Annotated in this window: 25 protein-coding genes; 15 read left to right on the top strand and 10 right to left on the bottom strand. The window is 41.8% G+C overall.

Translation table 11 applies throughout. The features are described 5' to 3' along the window. Window positions 1-11: 11 nt before the first annotated feature. Genes tig through MTT09_RS00830 form a run of 10 tightly spaced genes read left to right on the top strand, consistent with a single transcriptional unit; the run spans window position 12 to window position 9,429 of the window. Complete coding sequence (tig, locus tag MTT09_RS00875; RefSeq protein WP_429801995.1) at window positions 12-1,343, top strand: trigger factor; 1,332 nt, start codon at window positions 12-14, stop codon at window positions 1,341-1,343. Next, window positions 1,343-1,933, top strand: a complete 591-nt coding sequence (gene clpP, locus MTT09_RS00870; protein WP_004317374.1) for an ATP-dependent Clp endopeptidase proteolytic subunit ClpP — start codon at window positions 1,343-1,345, stop codon at window positions 1,931-1,933. The genes tig and clpP overlap by 1 nt, the downstream gene beginning before the upstream one ends. Before the next feature lie 8 nt (window positions 1,934-1,941). Beyond that, entirely contained in the window at window positions 1,942-2,976 is a 1,035-nt protein-coding gene (locus tag MTT09_RS00865) for a GGDEF domain-containing protein (RefSeq protein ID WP_021092443.1), read from the top strand. A gap of 1 nt (window position 2,977) precedes the next feature. Then, entirely contained in the window at window positions 2,978-3,496 is a 519-nt protein-coding gene (gene def / locus MTT09_RS00860; RefSeq protein ID WP_429801993.1) for a peptide deformylase, read from the top strand. Beyond that, window positions 3,493-4,998: a YifB family Mg chelatase-like AAA ATPase gene (locus MTT09_RS00855; RefSeq protein ID WP_429801991.1), complete on the top strand. Its 1,506-nt coding sequence runs from the start codon at window positions 3,493-3,495 to the stop codon at window positions 4,996-4,998. The genes def and MTT09_RS00855 overlap by 4 nt, the downstream gene beginning before the upstream one ends. Window position 4,999: 1 nt before the next feature. After that, window positions 5,000-6,403 carry an NAD(P)H-hydrate dehydratase gene (locus tag MTT09_RS00850; protein ID WP_429801989.1) on the top strand — a complete coding sequence of 468 codons (1,404 nt, stop codon included), beginning with the start codon at window positions 5,000-5,002 and terminating at the stop codon, window positions 6,401-6,403. Then, window positions 6,385-6,972, top strand: a complete 588-nt coding sequence (purN, locus tag MTT09_RS00845; RefSeq protein WP_429801987.1) for a phosphoribosylglycinamide formyltransferase — start codon at window positions 6,385-6,387, stop codon at window positions 6,970-6,972. The genes MTT09_RS00850 and purN overlap by 19 nt, the downstream gene beginning before the upstream one ends. Next, window positions 6,965-7,690, top strand: coding sequence for a TerC family protein (locus MTT09_RS00840; RefSeq protein ID WP_429801985.1), 726 nt, complete (start codon window positions 6,965-6,967; stop codon window positions 7,688-7,690). The genes purN and MTT09_RS00840 overlap by 8 nt, the downstream gene beginning before the upstream one ends. Before the next feature lie 14 nt (window positions 7,691-7,704). After that, window positions 7,705-8,085: a VOC family protein gene (locus tag MTT09_RS00835; RefSeq protein WP_429801983.1), complete on the top strand. Its 381-nt coding sequence runs from the start codon at window positions 7,705-7,707 to the stop codon at window positions 8,083-8,085. A gap of 12 nt (window positions 8,086-8,097) precedes the next feature. Beyond that, window positions 8,098-9,429, top strand: coding sequence for an MATE family efflux transporter (locus tag MTT09_RS00830; protein ID WP_429801981.1), 1,332 nt, complete (start codon window positions 8,098-8,100; stop codon window positions 9,427-9,429). On the opposite strand, the gene MTT09_RS00825 is transcribed toward MTT09_RS00830, so the two are convergent. From MTT09_RS00825 to MTT09_RS00810, 4 genes are read right to left on the bottom strand one after another with little or no spacing between them, the layout of a single operon-like run. Beyond that, window positions 9,410-10,216, bottom strand: a complete 807-nt coding sequence (locus MTT09_RS00825; protein WP_004317440.1) for a metal ABC transporter permease — start codon at window positions 10,214-10,216, stop codon at window positions 9,410-9,412. The genes MTT09_RS00830 and MTT09_RS00825 overlap by 20 nt on opposite strands. A gap of 9 nt (window positions 10,217-10,225) precedes the next feature. Continuing rightward, window positions 10,226-11,008, bottom strand: a complete 783-nt coding sequence (locus MTT09_RS00820) for a metal ABC transporter ATP-binding protein (protein WP_429801978.1) — start codon at window positions 11,006-11,008, stop codon at window positions 10,226-10,228. Then, the gene (locus tag MTT09_RS00815; protein ID WP_149712408.1) at window positions 11,005-12,498 is read right to left on the bottom strand and encodes a nickel/cobalt transporter; all 1,494 of its coding nucleotides are present in this window, start codon (window positions 12,496-12,498) and stop codon (window positions 11,005-11,007) included. Before MTT09_RS00815 ends, MTT09_RS00820 begins: the two co-directional genes overlap by 4 nt. A gap of 2 nt (window positions 12,499-12,500) precedes the next feature. Beyond that, complete coding sequence (locus tag MTT09_RS00810; RefSeq protein ID WP_429801975.1) at window positions 12,501-13,409, bottom strand: metal ABC transporter solute-binding protein, Zn/Mn family; 909 nt, start codon at window positions 13,407-13,409, stop codon at window positions 12,501-12,503. A gap of 145 nt (window positions 13,410-13,554) precedes the next feature. On the opposite strand from MTT09_RS00810, the gene MTT09_RS00805 reads away from it, so the two are divergent. After that, a complete protein-coding gene (locus MTT09_RS00805) occupies window positions 13,555-13,914 on the top strand; it encodes a Fur family transcriptional regulator (protein WP_103615929.1) in 360 nt (119 codons plus the stop codon). On the opposite strand, the gene MTT09_RS00800 is transcribed toward MTT09_RS00805, so the two are convergent. Continuing rightward, window positions 13,905-14,297, bottom strand: coding sequence for an acyl-CoA thioesterase (locus tag MTT09_RS00800; protein ID WP_194170984.1), 393 nt, complete (start codon window positions 14,295-14,297; stop codon window positions 13,905-13,907). The two genes, MTT09_RS00805 and MTT09_RS00800, sit on opposite strands and share 10 nt — an antisense overlap. Window positions 14,298-14,343: 46 nt before the next feature. Here MTT09_RS00800 and MTT09_RS00795 point away from each other — a divergent pair, with 46 nt between their 5' ends. Continuing rightward, window positions 14,344-15,069 carry a class I SAM-dependent methyltransferase gene (locus MTT09_RS00795; RefSeq protein ID WP_429801972.1) on the top strand — a complete coding sequence of 242 codons (726 nt, stop codon included), beginning with the start codon at window positions 14,344-14,346 and terminating at the stop codon, window positions 15,067-15,069. On the opposite strand, the gene MTT09_RS00790 is transcribed toward MTT09_RS00795, so the two are convergent. Beyond that, window positions 15,066-15,944, bottom strand: a complete 879-nt coding sequence (locus MTT09_RS00790; protein ID WP_429801970.1) for a DMT family transporter — start codon at window positions 15,942-15,944, stop codon at window positions 15,066-15,068. The two genes, MTT09_RS00795 and MTT09_RS00790, sit on opposite strands and share 4 nt — an antisense overlap. Then, entirely contained in the window at window positions 15,941-16,690 is a 750-nt protein-coding gene (locus MTT09_RS00785) for a DUF4197 domain-containing protein (protein ID WP_429801968.1), read from the bottom strand. Before MTT09_RS00785 ends, MTT09_RS00790 begins: the two co-directional genes overlap by 4 nt. Before the next feature lie 108 nt (window positions 16,691-16,798). Between MTT09_RS00785 and MTT09_RS00780 the strand changes: the two genes are divergently transcribed. After that, the gene (locus tag MTT09_RS00780; RefSeq protein WP_429801966.1) at window positions 16,799-17,356 is read left to right on the top strand and encodes a manganese efflux pump MntP family protein; all 558 of its coding nucleotides are present in this window, start codon (window positions 16,799-16,801) and stop codon (window positions 17,354-17,356) included. Here the strand turns inward: MTT09_RS00780 and MTT09_RS00775 are convergent. After that, on the bottom strand, window positions 17,353-18,111 hold the full coding sequence (locus MTT09_RS00775; protein WP_429801964.1) for an exodeoxyribonuclease III: 759 nt from the start codon (window positions 18,109-18,111) through the stop codon (window positions 17,353-17,355). The genes MTT09_RS00780 and MTT09_RS00775 overlap by 4 nt on opposite strands. Before the next feature lie 53 nt (window positions 18,112-18,164). On the opposite strand from MTT09_RS00775, the gene MTT09_RS00770 reads away from it, so the two are divergent. Beyond that, window positions 18,165-18,530 carry a diacylglycerol kinase gene (locus MTT09_RS00770; protein WP_429801962.1) on the top strand — a complete coding sequence of 122 codons (366 nt, stop codon included), beginning with the start codon at window positions 18,165-18,167 and terminating at the stop codon, window positions 18,528-18,530. Further along, window positions 18,521-18,754, top strand: a complete 234-nt coding sequence (locus MTT09_RS00765; RefSeq protein WP_149701115.1) for a winged helix-turn-helix domain-containing protein — start codon at window positions 18,521-18,523, stop codon at window positions 18,752-18,754. Before MTT09_RS00770 ends, MTT09_RS00765 begins: the two co-directional genes overlap by 10 nt. 27 nt (window positions 18,755-18,781) lie before the next feature. Here the strand turns inward: MTT09_RS00765 and MTT09_RS00760 are convergent, their stop codons facing one another. After that, window positions 18,782-20,347: a flavocytochrome c gene (locus tag MTT09_RS00760; protein ID WP_429801959.1), complete on the bottom strand. Its 1,566-nt coding sequence runs from the start codon at window positions 20,345-20,347 to the stop codon at window positions 18,782-18,784. A 363-nt stretch (window positions 20,348-20,710) separates the two neighbouring features. Then, the gene (locus MTT09_RS00755) at window positions 20,711-21,130 is read right to left on the bottom strand and encodes a TOBE domain-containing protein (RefSeq protein ID WP_429801957.1); all 420 of its coding nucleotides are present in this window, start codon (window positions 21,128-21,130) and stop codon (window positions 20,711-20,713) included. Window positions 21,131-21,255 lie beyond the last annotated feature (125 nt).

The following is a 21,255-nucleotide window of genomic DNA, read 5'->3' as shown; positions in this document are numbered from 1 at the left end:
AAAGGAATTCGATGGAAATCAAAACAAAAGCTCTAGATAGCGTAAATACCCTAGCAAGCACAACAATAAGTGCAGATGCTATAAAGTCTAGCGTAGAAAAACTAGCAAAAAAAGCGGCAAAAACTATGAAAGTAGATGGCTTTAGGCAAGGCCATGTGCCAGTCGCTGTCGTGCTAAAACGCTACGAGAAAGAGCTAACAAACGACGCTGAGCAAGATGTCTTAAGAGATGTAGTCGAAGAGGCTATCAAAAAAGCAGGCAAGAAAAATGACGACCTTATCGGCGAGCCTATCGTTTCAAAATTTGACAAAAAAGATGGCAAGATCGACGTTGAGCTAACAGTTTCATTTAAGCCAAGCGTCGATGTGAGCGGCTATGAGAGCTTGTTACCTGAGTTTTCAAACCCACGCGTTTTGAAAAAAGATATTGATGAGAAGAAAACTGAACTTCTAAAAATGATAGCTCCGCTTGAAAAAATAGATGGCAAAAGAGGCCTAAAAGTGGGCGATTTTGCTAAATTTGACTTTGAGGGCTTTGTTGATGGCGTTGCATTTGAAGGTGGTAAGGCTGAAAACTACGTGCTTGAGATCGGCTCAAATCAATTTATCCCAGGCTTTGAAGATGGCATGGTAGGTATGAAAGCTGGCGGCGAAAAAGATATCGAGGTTAAATTCCCAGAGAACTACGGCGCTGCACATTTAGCTGGCAAAGACGCTGTTTTTAAAGTCAAACTTCATGAAATTCAAGAGAGAAAGATCCCTGAAAAACTAGATGAAGAGATGCTAAAAACTATCCTTCCAAACGAAGAAAAACCAACTGAAGAGCTACTTGAAGAGCGCATAAAAGAGCAAATTCGCCAAGAGAAAATTTATAAACTTATAAACGAAGAGCTAAAACCAAAATTTGCTGAAGCTGCGGTTGAGAAATTTAAATTTGATGTGCCAAAAAATATCGTCGAGCAAGAGATCGATATGCAGTTTAGAAACGCATGGAGCTCATTTACTCCAGATGATATGAAGAAATTTAGAGAGGACAAAGACGCTCTAGCTAAAAAACGTGACGAGTATAGAAAAGACGCTGAAAATAGCGTTCGTCTAACTTTCATCATAGATGAGCTAGCTCGCGTAAGAGGCGTGAAAGTGAGCGATCAAGAGGTCGTTCAAGCGATCTATTTTGAGGCGTATAGAAGTGGCCAAGATCCAAAAGCACACCTTGAGATGTACCGCAACCAAGGCATGCTCCCAGCTATAAAGATGTCGATGATCGAAGAGAAGCTATTTAGCGAGCTTTTCAACAAAGAAAAAGACGAGAAAAAAGCAAGCAAAAAAGAGAAGGCTGAGTAATGAGCTATTACGTTCCTGTCGTAGTTGAAAGAACTAGTAGAGGTGAGCGAAGCTATGATATATACTCCCGTCTTTTAAAAGACAGGATCGTTATGCTAAGTGGCGAGATAGAGGACGGCATGGCTGCTTCTATCGTTGCTCAGCTGCTATTTTTAGAGGCTGAAGATCCAGATAAAGATATCTACCTTTACATAAACTCACCAGGCGGCGTGATAACAAGTGGCTTTAGCATCTATGACACGATGAACTACATCAAGCCAGATGTTTGCACTATCTGCATCGGTCAGGCCGCTAGTATGGGTGCATTTTTACTAAGCTGTGGCGCACCTGGCAAGAGATATGCACTGCCAAATTCTCGTATCATGATACACCAACCACTCGGCGGTGCTAGAGGACAAGCGACTGATATCGAGATACAAGCTCGCGAAATTTTACGTTTGAAAGAAATTTTAAATGGAATTTTGGCAAAAAATACAGGTCAAAAACTAAGCAAGATCGTAAAAGATACTGAGCGCGACTTCTTTATGAGCTCAGCTGAAGCTAAAGAATACGGACTTGTCGATAAAATTTTGGAGAAAAGTTTTAAATAAGGCCCAAAGTGATAAAGATAGATAACGCACCAGATCCAAAAAGAAAAGCAGCTGAAGCAAAGCCAGCTGTCAAAAAAGAAAAGGTAAATATCTATAAATTTTCAGAGGACGTTTTGCACGAGCTAAGCGACGACAACGTCCCATCTACGCCGACAAACTACTCTATCTACTTTGAAAAGATGCTTGATGGGCAGTCAGATGAGTTTAGAAAAGAGATCGGCGATATCATTGTGGCAAATTCTGAAAGCTCGGTGCCGACAAATGGCAATATCTCTATCGAAAAAGAGGTAAAACAAGGCTTTATCCAGATAAAGAGCATGCTTCAAGCAGTCGTGCTCATCTATAAAAATTTAGGCGTTATGAGAGGCCTAGTGCAAAAGCGTATGGATGGGCTTAAAAACAACACAAACGTCCTTGCACTTCAAAACGTTTTAAGCGCCTTTAACCAAGACCTCATCAAGCTAAACGACCTCATGGACAAGCATCTTGACGTCATCAAGATGAGCTACGAAGAGGTCGGCAAGATGTTTAAGGCGATCGAAGAGCAGTCGATCTACGACACAACATACGAGGTCTATAACAAGAAATTTCTAGTAGCGACCATAAGCAGCGAGATCGAATCTGTTAGGCGCTACGGCTATAATGCCTCATTTTTGCTAGTCAAAATAAAAGACAAATTTGCAAACCGAGTTAAAAATTTAAAAGAGCGAAACAATATGTTTAAAAGCATGTCGCAGCTTCTTTTAAGAACTTCACGTAGAAGCGATATAGTCGCTCACTACGGCGATGGCTGCTTTGCTATGGTGATGAAATACACCGACGAAAACGGCACAAAGCAAGCGTGTGCGAGAATTTTAAACATGCTCTCATCTATGCCTTGGAAGATCGACAACGAAGAGTGCAAGCTCGAAGTGCAGATAGTCTCAAGCATGATCTCAAAGACAAAAAGCACCGAAGAGCTGCTATCTCATGCGCTTGACAAGCTAGAGACCAACCAAGACCTAAATGAGCCACTATTTTTAGACGAGAAAGCAGAGAATTAGTTTGATCCTAGAAGTTCTATCCTACCCAAACAAAAAACTTTATGAAATTTCAAAAGAGGTTGAGATTTTCGATGAGAAGCTTCACAAACTTCTTGATGATATGTATGAGACGATGATCGCAAAAGAAGGCATCGGTCTTGCAGCCATACAAATAGGCGTTGCAAAGAGAATTTTCATCATAAATTTAGCCAACGAAGAGGGTGTGCAAGATAGAGAAAATTTAATCGAGATCATAAACCCAAAATTTGAGCTACGTGAGGGCGAGTGCATCTATCAAGAGGGTTGCCTTAGCGTGCCTGGCTACTATGAGGACGTAAAAAGAAGTGAGGTAGTTGCTATCAAATTTCAAGACCGCTTTGGCAAGGAGCAGACCTTAAAAACTGATGGGCTACTAGCGATCGCTATCCAGCATGAAAATGACCACTTAGACGGACATCTTTTTATAGAAAAAATAGGCTTTAACAAACGCAAGAAATTCGACAAGGAATACAAAAAGCAGAAAAAAGAAAAGACATCATGAAGTCCCTAAAATGTGCTGCTTACGGCGACGGGCTAAAGATCATTGATGTTGAGTCGATCTTTTCGCGTGGGCTTCCTGGCTTTAGTATCGTGGGTCTTGCAAGCACCAGCATCAAAGAGAGTACAGAGCGTGTAAAGGCGGCACTTTTAGCGCTTGATTTTGCCTTTCCAGCGCAAAAAATAACCATAAATTTATCCCCCTCAGACCTGCCAAAAAGTGGCTCGCATTTTGACTTAAGTATCGCCCTTTTAATCGCTCTTCAAAAGGCAAAAAGCTTGGAGAAAATTTTTGTTTTTGGAGAGCTTGGGCTTGACGGCAGTGTAAAAAGCACGGCAAATTTATTTTCGATCCTACTTTTTTTAAGCACGCAGGTGCAAAATGCAAAAATTTTAGTGCCAAGTGAGATAGCTGCAAAAGCTTCGATGATACCAAATTTAGAGGTTTATGGCGTTAGCACACTAGAAGAGGCGATAAAGTTTTTTAGCGACACAGAATTTGCTAAAAGTACGCATTTTAGCGCCACACACGAGCTATTTTCAAATGTGATAGAAATTTCTGGCAAAAGATATGTTCCAAATTTAAATTTCGAGCTTGATTTTAAGGACGTTTTGGGTCAAGAAAGAGCCAAAAGAGCCTGCGTCATCGCAGCCGTTGGCATGCACAATATCCTATTTGAAGGCAGCCCAGGCAGCGGCAAGAGCATGTGCGCAAAACGCCTCGTCTATATCATGGCGCCACAAAGCCTAGAAGAGGTGCTAAAGTCCGCCGCCTACCGCTCGCTAAATTTGCAAGATAGCGAATTTACAAGCACTAGAGCCTTTCGCTCGCCGCACCACACCTCGACAAAAAGCTCGATCTTTGGCGGAGGCTCAAACGTCGCAAAGATCGGTGAGATCGCACTTGCAAATGGCGGAGTGCTATTTTTTGACGAGTTCCCACACTTTCCTAAACAGGTGATAGAAAGCCTCAGAGAGCCGCTTGAAGACAATCAAATCCACATCGCAAGGGTAAATTCAAAAGTGACTTACGAGACTAAATTTATCTTCGTAGCCGCTCAAAATCCCTGCCCTTGCGGAAATTTATTCTCCCGCAACCTAAACTGCAAATGCAGCGAAAATGAGATAAAAAACTATAAAGCCAGAATTTCAGCCCCAGTGCTTGACCGCATAGACCTAAAGGTCGCGATGGACGAGAGCTCGCCAGATGATAAGGCAAGTTTAAGCTCACAGCAGATGAGCGAGATGGTCTTAAAAGCCTTTATCTTTCAAAAAAAGCGCGCTCAAGATGAGCTAAATGGCAAGCTTAGTGACGCGCAGGTGGCTAAATTTTGCACGTTAAACGCCGAGGCAAGTGAAATTTTACAAAAGGCTGCCACGAAATACAACCTCTCACAAAGGGGCATAAAAAGGACGCTTAGAGTAGCTAGAAGCATCGCTGATCTTGATGAGAGCGAGCAAATTTTAAAGCCCCACATCTTAGAGGCACTTAGTTTTAGGGCGTAAAATGAAAAATTTATATTTAGATACGAGAGTTTTAGACGAGAGAGCAGGCGAGAAATTTGACCTTAGCGAAGAGCTTTTAATGGAAAATGCAGCCACGTTCATAGCAAATTTCATACGTAAGAAATTTAAAAAAGGCGAGAGAGTGCTTGGCGTTTGCGGTGTCGGAAACAACGGTGCTGACGTGCTTTGCGCTTTAAGGATGCTAGAGGGTGAGTTTGAGTGTGAATTTATCCTGTCTAGCCAAAATTTAAAGCCACTAGCCACCAAACAGCTTGAAAGGGCTAAATTTGCTGGTGTGCGTGAGAGCAAAGATGTAGAAAATAGCCTAAATAGCGCAAAATGCCTCATAGACGGGCTCTTTGGCTCAGGGCTAAATAGAAATTTAGACGAAAAGTACATAGAATTAATCTCAAAAATAAACGCTAGCTCTGCCTATATCATCGCTTGCGACGTGCCAAGCGGGCTAAGTAGCGAGGGCAAGGTACTTGGCGCTTGTGTAAAAGCAGACGTGACTGTCACGATGGGAGCTAGAAAGCTAGCTCTTTATAGTGACGCAGCAAAGGACTACGTGGGCAAAATAAAGGTTGCCACACTTGGCATAAGCGCTCAAAACTACGAGTGCGAGAGCGACTATCATTTGCTTGAAAAATGCGACCTCATGCTTCCAAATAGAAAAAATCAGTGCGTAAATAAGGGCGACTTTGGCCACGCATTTATCATATCTGGCGAGCACATAGGGGCTAGCAAGCTTTGTGCAAAGGCGGCATTTGCCTTTGGGGCTGGGCTAGTTAGCGTGATAGGCGAGCAAGGTTTAAATTTACCAACGCACATCATGCAAGCTAGCAAGATAAGTGAGAAAATGAACGCTGGAGCCCTTGGCATGGGGCTTGGCAAAAAGGGCGTAGAAGAGCTTGAGGTGCAAATTTTAAAAGGCAAAAAGCTTGTTCTTGACGCTGATATCTTTTACAGCCCAAAAGTGCTTGACTTGCTAAGCGAAAACTGCGTCTTGACACCTCATCCAAAGGAGTTTTGCTCGCTTTTAAAAATTTGCAAAATGGCCGATATAGATGTGCAAACTTTGCAAGAAAACAGATACGCTTACGCGAGAGCTTGGAGCGAGAAATTTAATGCCGTTCTTGTGCTAAAAGGGGCAAACACCATAATCGCCAAAGATGGACAAATTTACGTCATGCCTTATGGTAAAAACACGCTTGCAAAAGGCGGTAGTGGCGACGTGCTAAGCGGCCTTGTGCTAGCACTTTTGGCTCAAGGCTACGAGCCACTAAATGCTGCCATCTCAGCCACTTTAGCTCATGCGCTTAGCCTTAGAAATTTTGACAAAAACAGCTACGCGCTGGAGCCAACAGACATCATCAAAGGAGTAAAATGCTTACGAAAAAGATAGCCGTGCTTTTTAGCGGCAGTGGCTCAAATTTAGAAGCGATACTTAAAAAAGTTCATAATCAAATTTTTAACGGCGTAAAGATCGAAGTTTGCCTTTGTATCTGCAACAAGCCTGGTGCATTTGGCATCGAGCGAGCTAAGAAATTTGGACTTGAAACGCTCGTCATAGAGAGCGCTAAATTTAAAAACCGTGAGGAATTTGATGCTGTTTTGGTGGAGCAAATTTTAAAAAGCGGGGCTGATCTAACAGTGCTTGCAGGCTTTATGAGGATACTAACGCCAGTTTTTACGGCACAGATCAAAGCCATAAACCTTCACCCATCTATCCTGCCGCTTTTTAAGGGCGCGCATGCGATAAAGGAGAGCTTTGAGAGCGATATGATGATAGGCGGTGTCAGTGTGCACTACGTGAGCGAGGAGCTTGACGGGGGCAAACTGATCGCGCAAAGGGCGTTTGAGCGTGAAGACGGCATGAGTTTAGATGAGTGGGAGGCTAAAATTCACGCCATAGAGCATGAAATTTTGCCTGAGAGCATAATAAAAATTTTAACAAAGGAAGCAAATGTTTGAATGGTTGAGTTCGCCAGAGGCGTGGATATCGCTACTTACGCTAACTGGCTTGGAGATAGTTTTAGGCATAGATAACATCATATTTATCGCTATTTTAGTAGGCAAACTGCCACCAGAGCAAAGGGGCAAAGGCCGCATTTTAGGGCTTGGCTTTGCGATGATCACTAGGATCATCCTGCTACTTTCGCTATTTTGGATCATGAAGCTTACAAAGCCGCTCTTTAGCATAGGCGAGCTTAGCATCACTGGACGCGATCTAGTGCTCATAATAGGCGGTCTATTTTTGATAGTAAAATCATCAATGGAGATCCACGTAAACGTCACTGGCAAGCATGAAGAGGCTCACGAGAGCAAGTCTCATCCAGGATTTTTTGCAACTATCCTAGAAATAGGCATTTTAGACATAGTCTTTTCGCTTGATAGCGTTATCACCGCAGTTGGCATGGCTCAGCACATCGATATCATGATACTTGCCGTCATCATCGCAGTTGGCGTGATGATGTTTGCCTCAAAGGCGATCTCAGAATTTGTCGATAACAACCCAACCATAAAAATGCTCGCACTTGCATTTTTGGTGCTTGTTGGCTTTGCGCTCGTGCTTGATGGCTTTGGTGTGCATGTGCCAAAAGGCTACATCTACTTTGCGATGGGCTTCTCGCTAGCGGTTGAGTGCCTAAATATCTACACTAGAAAAAGGGCATTAAGAGACCAAAAATAAAAATGTGAGCCAAAATGCAGATAAAAAATTTAGATCACATCGTGATAGTCGTAAGCGACGTTCAAGAGGCACTTAAATTTTACTGCGACATTTTAGGCATGCGACCAGCCCAAAAAGACGGTCACATTAGCCTAAATTTTGGCTCACAAAAGATAAATTTACATAGGTTTGAGGGTGAGTTTTTACCTGCGGCAAAGCATCCAACAAAGGGTAGCGCTGATATATGTTTGATAGTCGAAGATGACATAGAGGACGTGCACTTGGAGCTACTTTCAAAAGGCATAAAGCCAGAGCTTGGCGTCGTTGAGCGAAACGGAGCACTTGGGGCAATGAAGAGTTTATATATTTACGACTTTGATGGAAATTTGATAGAACTTAGCTCATATGAAATTTAACAAGAAGACAGCTTGGACCTACTAAAAGACCCGCTAAATAAACTAATCATCTCGCTCTCGCTGCCAGCTGGCGTGGGCATGATGTTTAACACACTTTACAACGTCACTGGCACATTTTTCGCCGCTAAAATTTCTACCCTTGCAGTTGCTGGCATGGCGATGAGCTTTTTACTCTACCTAAGTGTCGTTGGTATCGGGCTTGGCTTTGGCTCGGCACTCACCGCGCTAATAGGCAACAGCCTAGGTGCAAACAAACCAAAAATGGCTAAGCTTTATGCGGCAAATGGCATCGTTTTTGTGCTTCTTTTTGCCCTATTTATGGGGCTATGTGGCTACTTACTAGCGCCAAATTTACTAGTCATTTTAGGCGCTGATCATCACTACATCAAAGAGGCACTTGACTACGCTGGCGTCATCTTTCTTGCAGCTCCATTTTTCCTACTTATAAAATCGCTTAATGGCATACTTGTCGCACTTGGCGATACTAAAAGCTACCGCAACTGGCTATTTTGTGGCCTTTTTATCAACGCATTTTTTTGCTATCTTTTTGCTTTTATCTTTGCGCTTGGAGTAAAAGGTCTTGCACTAGCAACGGCTAGCGTGCAGTTTTTAGGCATGATCTATCTCTTTTTTAAAGTAAGAAAAAGCAAGATGATAGAGCCTAGAAATTTAGGTTACTTCGTGCCAAATTTCGCCGTCTGGGCAAAGATACTAAAGCAAGCCTTGCCAGCTTGTCTAAACTACCTCTCAATGTCGCTTGGCTCGCTAGTGCTTTTAAAATTTGTAAGCTTTTACGGCGTCAATACAGTGGCAGGTTATGGCATAGCCTTAAGGATCGAGCAAATTTTAGTGCTTCCGACCATCGGCATGGCAGCAGGGGTGCTTAGCATCATCTCAAGAAACTACGGCGCTAATAGCTTTCAAAGAGCATTGCAGTGCTACAAACTATCGCTTCTTTTTTTGCTCATCTACTGCGCCTTTGCCTACATCTTTATAAGGCTTTTTGGCGAGAGCGCGATCAAGCTCTTTGACAGCACGCCAGCCGTGCTAGAAGTGGCAAAGCTCTACCTTGGCATCAACTCACTTGCCTACATGGCTTACGGCACGATAAACATCTCAGGCAGCACGCTACAAGCGATAAAACGCCCAGTGGCGATCTTTTTACTAAATGGCTTTAGACAGCTCGTGCTTCAATGCTCGCTCTTTTACGTGGTAGTCTTTTGGCTAAGACTTGAGATCAAATTTATGTGGCTAGCGCTCTTTTTTAGCGTCTATTTTACGGCGATTTGCTTTTTAGTTTGGACGCTTTTTAGGTTAAAAAGAGCTACGAGCGCAAGCTTTTAAATTTAAAACTAAACGCGAAAAAGCAAAGCGAGGCGACTAAGATGATGCTAGCTCCGCCTGTGAGGTTGAAATAAAAGCTAATCACAAGGCCGATAAAGCAAAAAATGATAGAAAAAATAGTTGAGATTAGCATCATTAGCCCAAGTCTTTTGGCAAAAATTTGAGCAATATATGGCGGTATAGTAAGTAGCGCGATGACAAGTATTAGCCCTACGACGCGTATCGTAGCCACCACGCAAAGCGCCATCATGCAAACTAGCAGATAGTGAAAAAATGTCGTATTGACCCCGCGAAGTTTTGCAAACTCCGCATCAAAACTGATCGCCACAAACTGGCGGTAAAAAAGTGCGATAAGAGCCAAAAACAAGAGGTCTAAAACGCTCATAAAAATAATATCTGTGCCGCTAACTGCAAGGATCGAGCCAAAAAGATAACTCATAAGATCAGCGTTATAGCCAGGCGTTAGATCGATGAAAATGATACCAATCGCCATGCCAATCGCCCAAATAGCGCCTATTACAGAGTCGATGTTTGTCTTATCTTTTAGCGTGATCGTGGCGATGATGAGCGCTAAAAATAGCGAAAATATGCTAGCTCCAAAAAGTGGCTCAAGCGAGAAGAAAAATGCAAGTCCTATGCCGCCATACGCGCCGTGTGCGATGCCTCCAGCGATGAAAGTCATCTTATTTATCACGACAAGCGAGCCTATCATGCCGCATATTATGCTTACTAAAATGCCCGCAATAAAGGCATTTTGCATAAAATTTAACTCTAAAATTTCACTCATTTTCTCTCTTTAAAATTTAAAAACATTGCTCTTTGTTTTTTCGCAGCCGCACTCGCCAAGTGCGATCTCGACATCACAAAAATGGCTGTGCGTTCTAGCTAGATGCTCGATAAATTCTCTCTTTGCAAGGTTTTCATGTGTTTTGTGAATGTGTAAATTTTTACTCACGTAAGCGATCTTTGTAGCATAATTTAGCACGATATTTAGGTCGTGACTTACCAAAACCACGCCCACGCCATTTGTGTTTATGCCCTTTAAAATTTCATAAATTTCAGCCTGCCCTTTTGTGTCGATGCTTGCCGTTGGCTCATCTAAGATGAGCACTTTTGCGTTTGCACAAAGCGCTCTAGCGATATAGACGCGCTGCCTTTGACCACCACTTAGCTCGCCGATCCTTGCGTTTGCAAACTCCCTCATACCAACCTTCTCAAGGGCACTTAGTGCTAGAGCCTTTTCATCTTTTGAGTAAAAACCAAAGATTTTTTTATCGATTAGCCCCATTAAAACGACTTCTAAAACCATCATCGGAAAGCTTTGATTTGAGAGGAAATTTTGCGGCACATAGCCTATAAATTTACTAACCTCGCTTGGCTCTTTACTAAAGAGCTTTATCTCGCCACTTTGAGGCTTAAGAAGCCCTAAAATGAGCTTTAAAAGCGTGCTTTTGCCCCCGCCATTTGGACCAATTATCGCTAAAAACTCGTCGCTACTATAGTCTAAATTTATGTCCTCTAAAACGACTTGTTTATCGTAGCTAAAGTTTAAATTTCTAATTTTTATAACATCTTTCAAAACAGACTCTTTTGCGTAAATGTCGTGACAAAAATGAAAAGTCCAAGCCAAAGCATGATGCCAAGGGCTGCAAATTCTGCGTAGATTTTAAACTTTTTTAGCTTAATGTTCGTGCTGATCTTTGAGCCAAAAACTGCCGCTACAAATATCACCACACTCATGCCAAGCGCCATAAATACGCCACTTATCACGCCTGCAAGGTAGCTGCCTATCTCATTTGCCAGCACAAAGACTAGTATCGTGCCTGGACAGGGCACAAGAGCCGCAGCGGCCGCTACTAGCCACTCCTCTTTGCTCTTTGGCTTTTTAGCTGAGCAAATTTGACAGCCGCATTCGCTTTTAAATTTTGTATTTTTACTCAAATTTTGGCTTAAATTTGATCTAAAAATATAAAATTTAGTCTCATTTTTGCTTGAGAGATAAAATTTGATCTTTTTAACGAGCATAAAAATCGCCACAAAAAAGATCACAACCCCAGAAAACGCGGTCGTTATGCTAGCTGTGTCCTTTGTGAGGTCGCTGCTTACTTCACGAAGTAGCAAAAAGCTAGCAAAGACAAAGACAAATGCGCCCACAACGTGCAAAAAGCCGATCTTTAGCGCAAATAAAAACGCCCTTTTGTAGCTGCCACCAGTTGCGGCAAAATATGAGCTTGTTAGCACCTTGCCATGCCCTGCTCCAGCAGCGTGCAAGAAACCATAGCCAAATGAGATAAATGCTAAAAATAGCAGCGCAAGCGGACTTTTGTAATCCACGCTTCTTAAAATTTGCTTTAGCCTATCAAGCAAGCTTAAGCTAGTTTTTGAGACGATGTCAAATTTAGCCTCATCGATCTTGTCTATCTGGCTTAAATTCTCATCGCTCACGCCCGCTACTGGCTCTTTTAGCAGCTCTTTAAGCGCTGGCTTTTCATTGTGAGCTTTGGCTGCAGCCTTGCTTGAAAATGTAAAAAATATCAAATTTGAGTTTGAATTTGGTATCGCCCAGAAGCTTTCACCCACCAAAAATGCGTTATTTTGCGTAAATTTGAAGTTAAAATAGCCCTCCTTGTCCTCCATATCAACCGACACGACAAGCCCCTCAGCTACCACTAAATTTGTCTTAAAACTCACGTCAAATTTAAGCCTGCCCTCGTCAAAATAGAGTTTGTATTCATTTAAATTTGGCTCTATTTTAGTGGCGTTTTCGTCCTTGTAATAATACTCAATGTCCGTTAGATAGTGCCTTGGCACAAGGTAGTCTAGTAAATTTAAGCGGATCTTTCTAAGCTCTTTTTCATCTATCTTTTCATCTTGATTTAGGTCAAAATTTTGCTTCATAAGATCTGAGAAATTTTGCGAAAAGGTCCAAGTAAAGGCTATCTGCGTGATGTTATTTTCGTGTGCGACAAATTTTGCGCTAACGTGAGCTGTTGGGCTATAAAGCGAGCATAGAGCACACCCGAAAGCATTTATGGTTAGTAGGCAAATGACGATCAGGCGTGCTAACATTTTTATAGACTTTTAGCGAAAATTTCAGCCGTTTTTTTCATCTCGGCTAGCCAGTTTTCAGGCAGTTGGTCTATCATGACGACCTTTGAGCTAGTCTCTTTTGCGATCAAATTTGCAGCCTTTGTTGGAAACTGTGGAGCCACGAAAATGACCTTTACACCGTGCTCTTTGGCTTCTTCTATAAGCTCTTTTAGCTCAGCTGGCTTTGGCTCTTTGCCCTCTATCTCGATGGCGATTTGCTCTAAGTTATAGCGTTTTGCAAAGTAGCCCCAAGATGGGTGATATACGATAAATTCGCGAGTTTTGACATCTTTTAGCTCATTTTTGATAAAGCTATCAAGCTCGTCAAGACTAGCTTTAAATTTAGCCAAATTCTCCTCATAAAGCTTTGCATTTTGCGGGAATTTCTCTATTAACGCCTTTGCGATGTTATCAGCTTGAGTTTTTACTAAGATAGGGTCAAGCCAGATGTGTGGGTCAAGGCCGTCATGGTGGTGATGATGGTGCTCGCCCTCGTGGTCATGATGCTCGTGCTTATGCTCGCCCTCGTGCTTATGCTCGTGGTGCTCTTCATGTTCGTGCTCGTCACTCATAGCGATCTTTTCGATGCCCTCTTGCGTCTTTACGATGCGTAAATTTTTAAACGTCTTTGAGAAGCGATCCAGCCACGCATCTTCAAACTCGATGCCAATAGCAAAGTAAAGCTCGCTCTTTTCAAGCTCCTTCATCTGCTTTGGCTTTGGCTCATAGGTGTGCGGATCAGCGCCTTTGCCAACCATCGCATTTACATCTAACGTATCTCCAGCGATCTGCTCGACAAAAAATTTCGTTGGCAGTATGCTAGTAGTCACAACCGGCTTTGCAAAAAGAGACAAAGCACAAACAGCTAAAAAAACGATAATTTTTCTCATTATCTCTCCTTTAAAAAATAATTGCGAAGTTTAGCAAAATGCAACTTGGTTGCAACTTAAAAAGCAAATGCCTAAATTTAGCCTTTTCTTTTAAATATAGTTTAAATCTTTTAGCGTTAATATACGAAAAATAAAAAGGGCAAAGATGAACGCGAGAAATTTCTTAGAAGAGCACAATATCAAAGCCACGACGCTTCGCATAAAGCTTGTTGAAATTTTACAAAACGCCAAGACGCCTCTAAGCTACGATGAAATTTTGCAAATTCTTGACGCAAACAAGACGACCTTTTATAGAAGTATGGAAATTTTTGAAAAAGAAAATCTCGTGATAAAAACTGAAAACAACCACAAGAGCTACTACGAGCTGGCAAATGAGGCCAAAGCCTACTTCATCTGCGACGTCTGCCACAAGGTGACAAACATCGACATGCCACATCTAAGCGTCGCTAAAAATATAAAAAGCGCCGTCATAAAGGGCGTTTGCGACGAGTGCGGTCACGAGTAAAGCGCGATGATCTGCGCTGGGATAGCTTTTGGGCGGTTTGTCTTTAGATCGATATAGACAAATTCCGTCTTGCCAGTTGCTATTAGCTCGCCATCTTTTTTAAACTCAAAATATCTGCATGATGTCGCCTTGCCCTCAGTCTGCGTGTAGGTGTAAATTTCTATCTCATCCATCAGCTTTGCGCTTTTTATATATTTTGCTTCATTTTTTCTAATGAGCCAAATTTCACCCCTTTTATACTGCGCCTCGACCGTGTCGCCAACAGCGGCGGAGTGGGCAAATGCGGCCTCTTGCATAAGCGTGAAATAATAGACATTATTCATGTGACCGTGCATGTCGATGGCTTGTGGCGGGATGGTGACGTGATATATAAAATCTCTCATTTTTGACCTTTTTTGCTAAAATTATAACCAAAAATGAGGAGCTAAAATGCAAAATTTATGGGATAAAAAGGCGTCAAACTACCAAAGATTTGACGGCAAGATCAGCACTATACAGCAGCAAATTTTTGGTAAAGCCTTGGCTTGGGGAGTTGATTTTAGTGGCAAAGATATCCTTGATATTGGCTGTGGTACGGGCGTTTGGAGCATATTTTTATCAAAAACGGCTAAGCATATAACTGGCATCGATAGCTCAGAAAAGATGATAGAAATTTTAAACGAGGACGCAAAGAGATTTGGCGTGACAAATTTAACCAGCGAGGTTTGCTCGTGGAGAGAATTTAAGCCAGCAAGGCTCTTTGATATCGCCATTTGCACGATGAGCCCAGCCATTGCAAGCGATGAAGATTTTTTGAAATTTCAAAACTGCGCCAAGCAAAAGCTCTATCTTGGCTGGGACAAGCCTAGAAGCTCTGATCTGCTTGAGCCATTTTTTGAAAAATTTGGCCGCACACTCTCGCAAAAAAACGTAGTAGATAGGCTTGAAGTGTGGCTAAACGAGCAAGGCATCGCCTATAAGAGTGAAATTTTAAATGAAACTAGGATCGCTAAACGAAGCGTGCAAGAAGCAGCTGAGAATATCTGCTGGCACCTTGAGATAAACGGGGCTAAAAACTACGATGAAAAGACGGTTTTAGCAATGTTAAAAGAGAGATTTGAGGGCGAGTTTATAGATGAGAAAATAGACTCGCAAATGAAGCTTTTTGTCTTTTAGAGCTTAAATTTAGAGCAAATTTGCTTGCCAAATTCGCTAAAAATGACGCCAAAGATGATGAGTGCTGCTCCAAAAATTTGCCAGATGCTAAGTATCTCGCCAGCAAAAAAGTAGCCAATTAGTCCAGCTGAGACTGGCTCTAGGCAGAAAAACAAAGCCGCCTTGCTAGCGGTCGTGTATCTTTGGGCGATAGTTTGCACAAAGTAGCAAAATATGGTGCCTATCACCGTCGTGATAAATATCGCTATGAAAAATTCCCTATCAAAATTTGGCACGATAGTGCCCTGAAAAAGCGCAAAAACAAGTGAAAGCAGGGCATTTGTGAGAAATACTACAAAGACAAGCAAATAAAGCTCGCTTTTTCTTACAAAGTGGCCATTTAGCGTAGTATAAAGTGCGTAAAATATCGCGCAAACAAGTGCTAATGCCTCGCCAGCCCCAAGTGCGAGCGTGGCGCCACTTAAGAGCCAAAGCCCAAAAACTGCGATGATAGCGCCTAAAATGGCAAAAATGGTTATCTTATTTTTAAAAATAAAAGCCGCCATAAAAGGCACTATCACGCACTCAAGCCCCGTGATAAAGGCGACGCTCGAGCTAAATGTGAGCTTTAGAGCATAAGTTTGCGTTGTAAATGACAAAAAGAGCACCACTCCAAGGATAACGCCGTAGATGACGCTCTTTTTATCAAATTTCTTAGTAAATTTAAGCGCGACAAAGCACATAAAGATAGCCGAGAGAAAAAACCGGCAAAAGAGCATGACAAAGACGCCATTTGTCTTTAGCGCATTTGCCATGGGTAAAAACGTAGCGCCCCAAACAACGGCAACTACGATAAGAGCGATGTCAGCTTTGTTTTGAGCGCTTAAATTTCTCATTTAAAGATCGAGTCAAGCACCTTTTTGCCGCTATCTAGGCTAAAGCCGCTTCTTAGCCCCTTTTCTTTCTCGCTCATCACGTTAAATAGCCCATCTAGCGTCTTTCTCGTTATATAAGCGTTTAGATCTTCGCCATCATCCGGCACATATTCGCTTGCGCCTAAATTTTTAGCTAGGCTTTTGACTGATTTTATAGTTTCGTTGTTTTTAGCTGAGCCACCGATGAAAGAATTTAGCCCATTATAGGCTGTTGCAAAGCTATTATCGCTCATCATTTTCTCAATTATCGGCGTAAATGCCGCCTTTAGCTTTTGGCTAGAGCTTTGTTGTAAATACTTCGTAACGCTGTCACTGCCGCCATTAAAGAGCTTTTTGACATCAGCCTCGCTCATATTTTTTATGCTCTCGCTAAAAATTTCAGCAGCCTTTGGCACAGCCGTGGTCGCAGCGTTGTTTATCGACTTGCTAAGGTCCTGCGCCCACTTCTCGCCGCCCACTTTTTTGGCTAAATTTGACGCCATTTCAAGGCTTTTTGGAAGTGGGATTTTAGCTGTGGCGTTGTTTATAAAGCCCTCTTTTGAAAGCTCGCTCACAGCAGCATTTAGCGCCTCACTAACTAAGCTTTTATAGTCGCCACTTGATGCGTGAGTGGCGATTTTGACGCCTTTATTTATCATATCATCCATGCTTGCGGCTTGTAAATTTAAAGCAAGCGCGCCACAAAGAATAACAAGAGATTTTTTCATCTTCTCTCCTTTTTTAAATTTAAAGCAAAATCATACAAAAAATATCTAAACGCTTAAAATAAATTTAATATTTTTGCACTAAAATTCACCCTTTTTTGAGGGGAATTTATGCAGCTTTTACTTCTTAGCTTCGCTCTTAGCATGGATAGCGCAGCGCTAAATATGGCAAACGGCGCAAGGTATAAAAGCCTTGGCTTTGGCAAAATTTTATTTATAGCTTTTATGCTTGGCTTTTTTCAGTTTCTCATGCCGCTTCTTGGCTATTTTCTAGGCATTAGCTTTGCTAAATTTATAAGCTCTATCGATCACTTCATCGCATTTTTTATACTTTGTTTTCTTGGCTTTAAAATGCTAAAAGAGGCCTGTAGCAGCGGGGCGGGCGAGTCATTAAGTATGGATATTAAGACCATTTTTGTAGGTGCATTTGCCACGAGCATCGACGCGCTTGCCATTGGTGTCACGCTTAGCTTTGAAGCGGTTAGTATATTTGAAAGTGCGCTCATCATCGGCGTAGTCTGCTTTGTGCTAAGCCTAGCCGCCTTTTACATCGGTAAATTTATGGGCAAAATTTTAGAGAAAAAGGCGCTTTTTTTAGGCGGAGCGATACTTATATTTCTAGGCTTTAAAATCCTAATCACCCACCTGATAGAAGAGGGAGTACTCTAAATTTCTATCTCTATGCCAACTGGGCAGTGGTCGCTACCAATGATCTCTGGCAGGATGAAGGCGTCTTTTAGCCTATCTTTTAACCCCTGCGAGATAAAGAAATAATCAATCCTCCAGCCAACATTTTTCGCCCTTGCGTTAAAGCGGTAGCTCCACCACGAGTAAGCGTCCGCAACGTCTCCATTTACGGCTCTAAAGGTATCTATAAAGCCACTTTTTAGCACCTCATCTATCCACGCTCGCTCGATAGGCAAAAAGCCTGAAGTTTTGGCATTTGCCTTTGGATTTTTAAGGTCTATCTCGCGGTGAGCGGTATTTACGTCGCCACAAAATATCACCTCTTTGCCGCTTTTTATAAGCTCTTTGCAATAAGCTAAAAATTTCTCGTAAAAGTCCATCTTAAATGCCAGACGCTCGTCGTCCTTTTGTCCGTTTGGAAAGTAGATGTTAAAAAGCACGATATCATCAAATCTATGCTCCAAAACTCGCCCCTCCGTGTCGTCAAAAAAGGCTGCTTTTTGCGTTTGCACGTCAAATTTAGCAAGGCTCATCACGCCAGAGTAGCCAGCTCTCGCGCCTGAGTTTACACTGATATCTTTAAAGCCAAGGTTGTAAATTTCTTTTGGTACGTCATCTTCTTTGACCTTGATCTCTTGCAGTCCTAAAAAATCAGGCTTAACCTCATCAAGCCAGCCAAAGCCATCTTTTGCCACGACTGCGCGCAGCCCATTTACATTCCAGCTAATAAGTTTCAAATTTCATCCTTTTTTTAATTATAATTATGCCAAAAATCGCAAAAAGGAAAGTTATGAGAAACCAGCCAACGTATAAATTTTTTAAAAATTTTGGCTACGCAAGAGAGGGTTTGGCTGAAATTTTTAAAAACGAAAAGAGCTTTCGCATAGAAATTTGCATATTTTTGATAGCTGCGATCTCGCTATTTTTTTGGAAATTTGACCTTATTTTTAACATATTTTTGATCTTTAGCATGGCGCTTGTGCTAGTTTGCGAGTGCCTAAACTCGAGCCTAGAGCGAGTGACTGATCTTGCAAGCCCAGACTATCATGCCCTAGCAAAGGCAGCAAAGGACGCTGGAAGTGCGGCTGTGATGATCGCAAATTTCTTATGTGGCGCGCTTTGGTGCGTAGCGATAGGATATAAAATTTGGGGCTAGACAAAGAAATTTACAAGGCGCTTCTTGGCGAGAAAAAGGTAGAGATCATAAATTTACTTTGCGAGCTAAGCGATGAAAATGGCTTTATCGTGCTTAAAATTTCAGAAATTTGCGAAAGGCTAAATGTAAGCAAACCAACCGTGATAAGCACGTTTAAGCTACTTGAAGAGAAGAAAATTTTTGAGCGAGTAAAAAACGGGGTTTATAGATTTAAAAATTTATAGTGGCAAGCAAATGCCTGCCACCTCTTTCTAGCCGATAGTCTCAGCAGCGATCATGCCAAATGTTAAGCAGTCAGTTATAGCCACTGATCCCAGACGGCTGGCTCCGTGAACGCCACCAGTGATCTCGCCAGCTGCATATAAATTTGGTATAGGCATAGCTGTTTGAGAGTTCATGACTTGGGCTTTTGTGTTGATATTTAGGCCGCCCATTGTGTGGTGAACTTTTGGCGTGCCACGCTCTGCGTAGAACGGCGGAACTGAGATATCAATGCCCTTTGTCGTAGTCTCAACAACTGGCTTGCCAAAGTCCTCATCAACGCCTTTTTTGACAAATTCATTGTATCTTGCGACTGTTTTTTTGAGCTCATCAACTGGGATCTTATACTCAGCTGCCAAAGCATCAAGTGTGTCAAATTTCTTGCAAATTCCCGCTGCGATAGCCTTTTCATAGTGGGCTGGAAGCATGTGAGGAAGGGCTCTTGAGTCGCAGAAGTTGATAGGGAAGTTTTTATCGTCTTCACCTTTTTCATGAATGACTTTAAACATAGCTTCAGTTCTTGTCCTGCGGTCAGCTAGCTCGTTCATGTAGCGTTTGCCAGTTCTTGGATTGACTGAAATTCCAAACGGAAAAGAGCCATTTACGTTAAACATCGATCCCACGCCAAAGCCTGTCTCATCGGCACATCCCCAAGGGCCGTATTGTATCCAGCTTGGCTGAACTGGATAAGCGCCCGCTCTAAATGCCGCTAAAAGTGCGCCCGCTGTTGAGCCTGGTTGGTTTGTTGAGTCTGTCTCAGGTGTGATCCTTGGATCTTGAAGGCGTCTAAAAATTTTATCCCTACAAAAGCCGCCAGCTGCTAGCACAACGCCTTTTTTAGCTTTTATATATTTTGTATCGCCGCCTTTGTTTTCGACATCATCACTCATCAAGTTGCCATCAAATTTGTAGTTTTCTCTGACGATGACACCCACAACTGCGCCCTTGTCGTCAAAGACAAAATCATCAAATTTTGTCCTTTTTTTGATCGATGCGCCTTCTAACTTTTCAAATGTCGCAGTCATAGGAAGCACGATGCCAGCGCCGCTGCCGACCTCTGTTTGAAGGCTTCTTGGCACTGAGTGACCGCCTGCGTGAGTGATCTGGTCGATGTATTTTGCACCACAATCAAGTGTGAGTTTGTATGCATCTTGCGCTCTCTCGCCGATCTTTGCCAAAAGATCAACGTGGTTGATGCCGCGACCTGCTTTCAAGCAGTCTTTGATAAATAGTTCGGTGCTATCTTTGATGCCAGCTTTCTTTTGCATGTCGCTATTTGGAACGGCAAAAATTCCGCCGTTGATGACAGAGTTGCCTCCTGTGCGGCCCATCTTTTCGATCAAAACGACTTTGTTGCCTTTTTTAGCCGATGTCACACCAGCAGCAAGAGCCGCAAAGCCTGAGCCGATGATGACTACGTCATACTCTTCGTCCCACTTGACATCTTTTTCGTTCATTGAGCTTGCCATTAAATTTGTTGCGCCCATGCCAAGTGCTGTGGCTCCGATAGCGCTAAATTTCACAAAATCTCTTCTAGATAAACCTGAATTTTTCATGCTCTCTCCTTTGAAGTAAGATAATTGCTATTAAGCATTATAGAGTAATTTATTAAAATTTGCAATTTAATTTTTATAATTAAATTTTATTAAAGATTATACCGAATAGGACGTAGTTTGGTAATATTTAATAAAATTAAATTCATTTAAATTTGACTTTATATTTACGCTATATAGGCTTTTAAAGTAAATTTAGTATAAAGTTTAGAGATTTTATCATTTAAATTTACAAAAAAATAAATATTAATTAAATTTTGTATTTTGAAAAATTTATGAGAAATTTTTAGATTTAGTTTTGGATATTTACTTAAATTTATAAATTAGTTTAAAAGGAGAGTGTCGGAGCAAATTTGCTCCGAAAAATTATTTAACACCAACTATGATTTGAGTTGCTTTGATGATAGCAGTTACTTTGTCGCCTGCTTTTAAAGCTAAGTTATGAACTGACTCTCTTGTGATGATAGCTGAAATTTTGCTGCCATTTGCGTCGATGATAATCTCAGCATTTACAGCGCCGTCTTTTATCTCGCTAACAACGCCTTTAATTTGATTTGTTGCGCTAAGCTTGATGCTATCATCTTTTGAAACGATAACGCTTGAAGCTTTGAATAAAAATATAGCTTTTTTACCAACTTTAAGATCAAGAGCTTTCTCACTATCAACTGTAATAGTTGCTTTTAGCACCTCGCCACCTGCTAGCTTGCCAGCTATTAGCGAATTTACCGCACCTGTTCTTACTTCTGATATCTCAACATTTAGTTGATTTCTTGCACTTAGTGACATATTTTCTCCTTGTTTTGATTTAATGTTTGGGTATTATAGAGTATTATTATTAATGCGAACTTATGATCAATTAATAAAATTTTTTAATATCACAAGTAAAGGTTTATAATTTACCAAAGCCTAAA

Source organism: Campylobacter concisus, from assembly GCF_050447505.1.
In the GTDB taxonomy this organism is placed as follows: domain Bacteria; phylum Campylobacterota; class Campylobacteria; order Campylobacterales; family Campylobacteraceae; genus Campylobacter_A; species Campylobacter_A concisus_BP.
Note: the sequence above shows the minus strand (reverse complement) of the source record. Positions and strands in the feature narration are given on the sequence as shown.

Bases quoted from the DNA above. Each gene is read 5' to 3' on its own strand.
- MTT09_RS00795 (WP_429801972.1), top strand. From the start codon at position 14,344: ATGCAAAATTTATGGGATAAAAAGGCGTCAAACTACCAAAGATTTGAC.
- MTT09_RS00835 (WP_429801983.1), top strand. From the start codon at position 7,705: ATGCAGATAAAAAATTTAGATCACATCGTGATAGTCGTAAGCGACGTT.
- clpP (WP_004317374.1), top strand. From the start codon at position 1,343: ATGAGCTATTACGTTCCTGTCGTAGTTGAAAGAACTAGTAGAGGTGAG.
- MTT09_RS00855 (WP_429801991.1), top strand. From the start codon at position 3,493: ATGAAGTCCCTAAAATGTGCTGCTTACGGCGACGGGCTAAAGATCATT.
- MTT09_RS00850 (WP_429801989.1), top strand. From the start codon at position 5,000: ATGAAAAATTTATATTTAGATACGAGAGTTTTAGACGAGAGAGCAGGC.
- MTT09_RS00780 (WP_429801966.1), top strand. From the start codon at position 16,799: ATGCAGCTTTTACTTCTTAGCTTCGCTCTTAGCATGGATAGCGCAGCG.
- MTT09_RS00790 (WP_429801970.1), bottom strand. From the start codon at position 15,944: ATGAGAAATTTAAGCGCTCAAAACAAAGCTGACATCGCTCTTATCGTA.
- MTT09_RS00805 (WP_103615929.1), top strand. From the start codon at position 13,555: ATGAACGCGAGAAATTTCTTAGAAGAGCACAATATCAAAGCCACGACG.
- MTT09_RS00815 (WP_149712408.1), bottom strand. From the start codon at position 12,498: ATGTTAGCACGCCTGATCGTCATTTGCCTACTAACCATAAATGCTTTC.
- MTT09_RS00800 (WP_194170984.1), bottom strand. From the start codon at position 14,297: ATGAGAGATTTTATATATCACGTCACCATCCCGCCACAAGCCATCGAC.
- MTT09_RS00760 (WP_429801959.1), bottom strand. From the start codon at position 20,347: ATGAAAAATTCAGGTTTATCTAGAAGAGATTTTGTGAAATTTAGCGCT.
- MTT09_RS00810 (WP_429801975.1), bottom strand. From the start codon at position 13,409: ATGAGAAAAATTATCGTTTTTTTAGCTGTTTGTGCTTTGTCTCTTTTT.
- MTT09_RS00825 (WP_004317440.1), bottom strand. From the start codon at position 10,216: ATGAGTGAAATTTTAGAGTTAAATTTTATGCAAAATGCCTTTATTGCG.
- MTT09_RS00785 (WP_429801968.1), bottom strand. From the start codon at position 16,690: ATGAAAAAATCTCTTGTTATTCTTTGTGGCGCGCTTGCTTTAAATTTA.
- MTT09_RS00840 (WP_429801985.1), top strand. From the start codon at position 6,965: ATGTTTGAATGGTTGAGTTCGCCAGAGGCGTGGATATCGCTACTTACG.
- MTT09_RS00755 (WP_429801957.1), bottom strand. From the start codon at position 21,130: ATGTCACTAAGTGCAAGAAATCAACTAAATGTTGAGATATCAGAAGTA.
- MTT09_RS00770 (WP_429801962.1), top strand. From the start codon at position 18,165: ATGAGAAACCAGCCAACGTATAAATTTTTTAAAAATTTTGGCTACGCA.
- purN (WP_429801987.1), top strand. From the start codon at position 6,385: ATGCTTACGAAAAAGATAGCCGTGCTTTTTAGCGGCAGTGGCTCAAAT.
- tig (WP_429801995.1), top strand. From the start codon at position 12: ATGGAAATCAAAACAAAAGCTCTAGATAGCGTAAATACCCTAGCAAGC.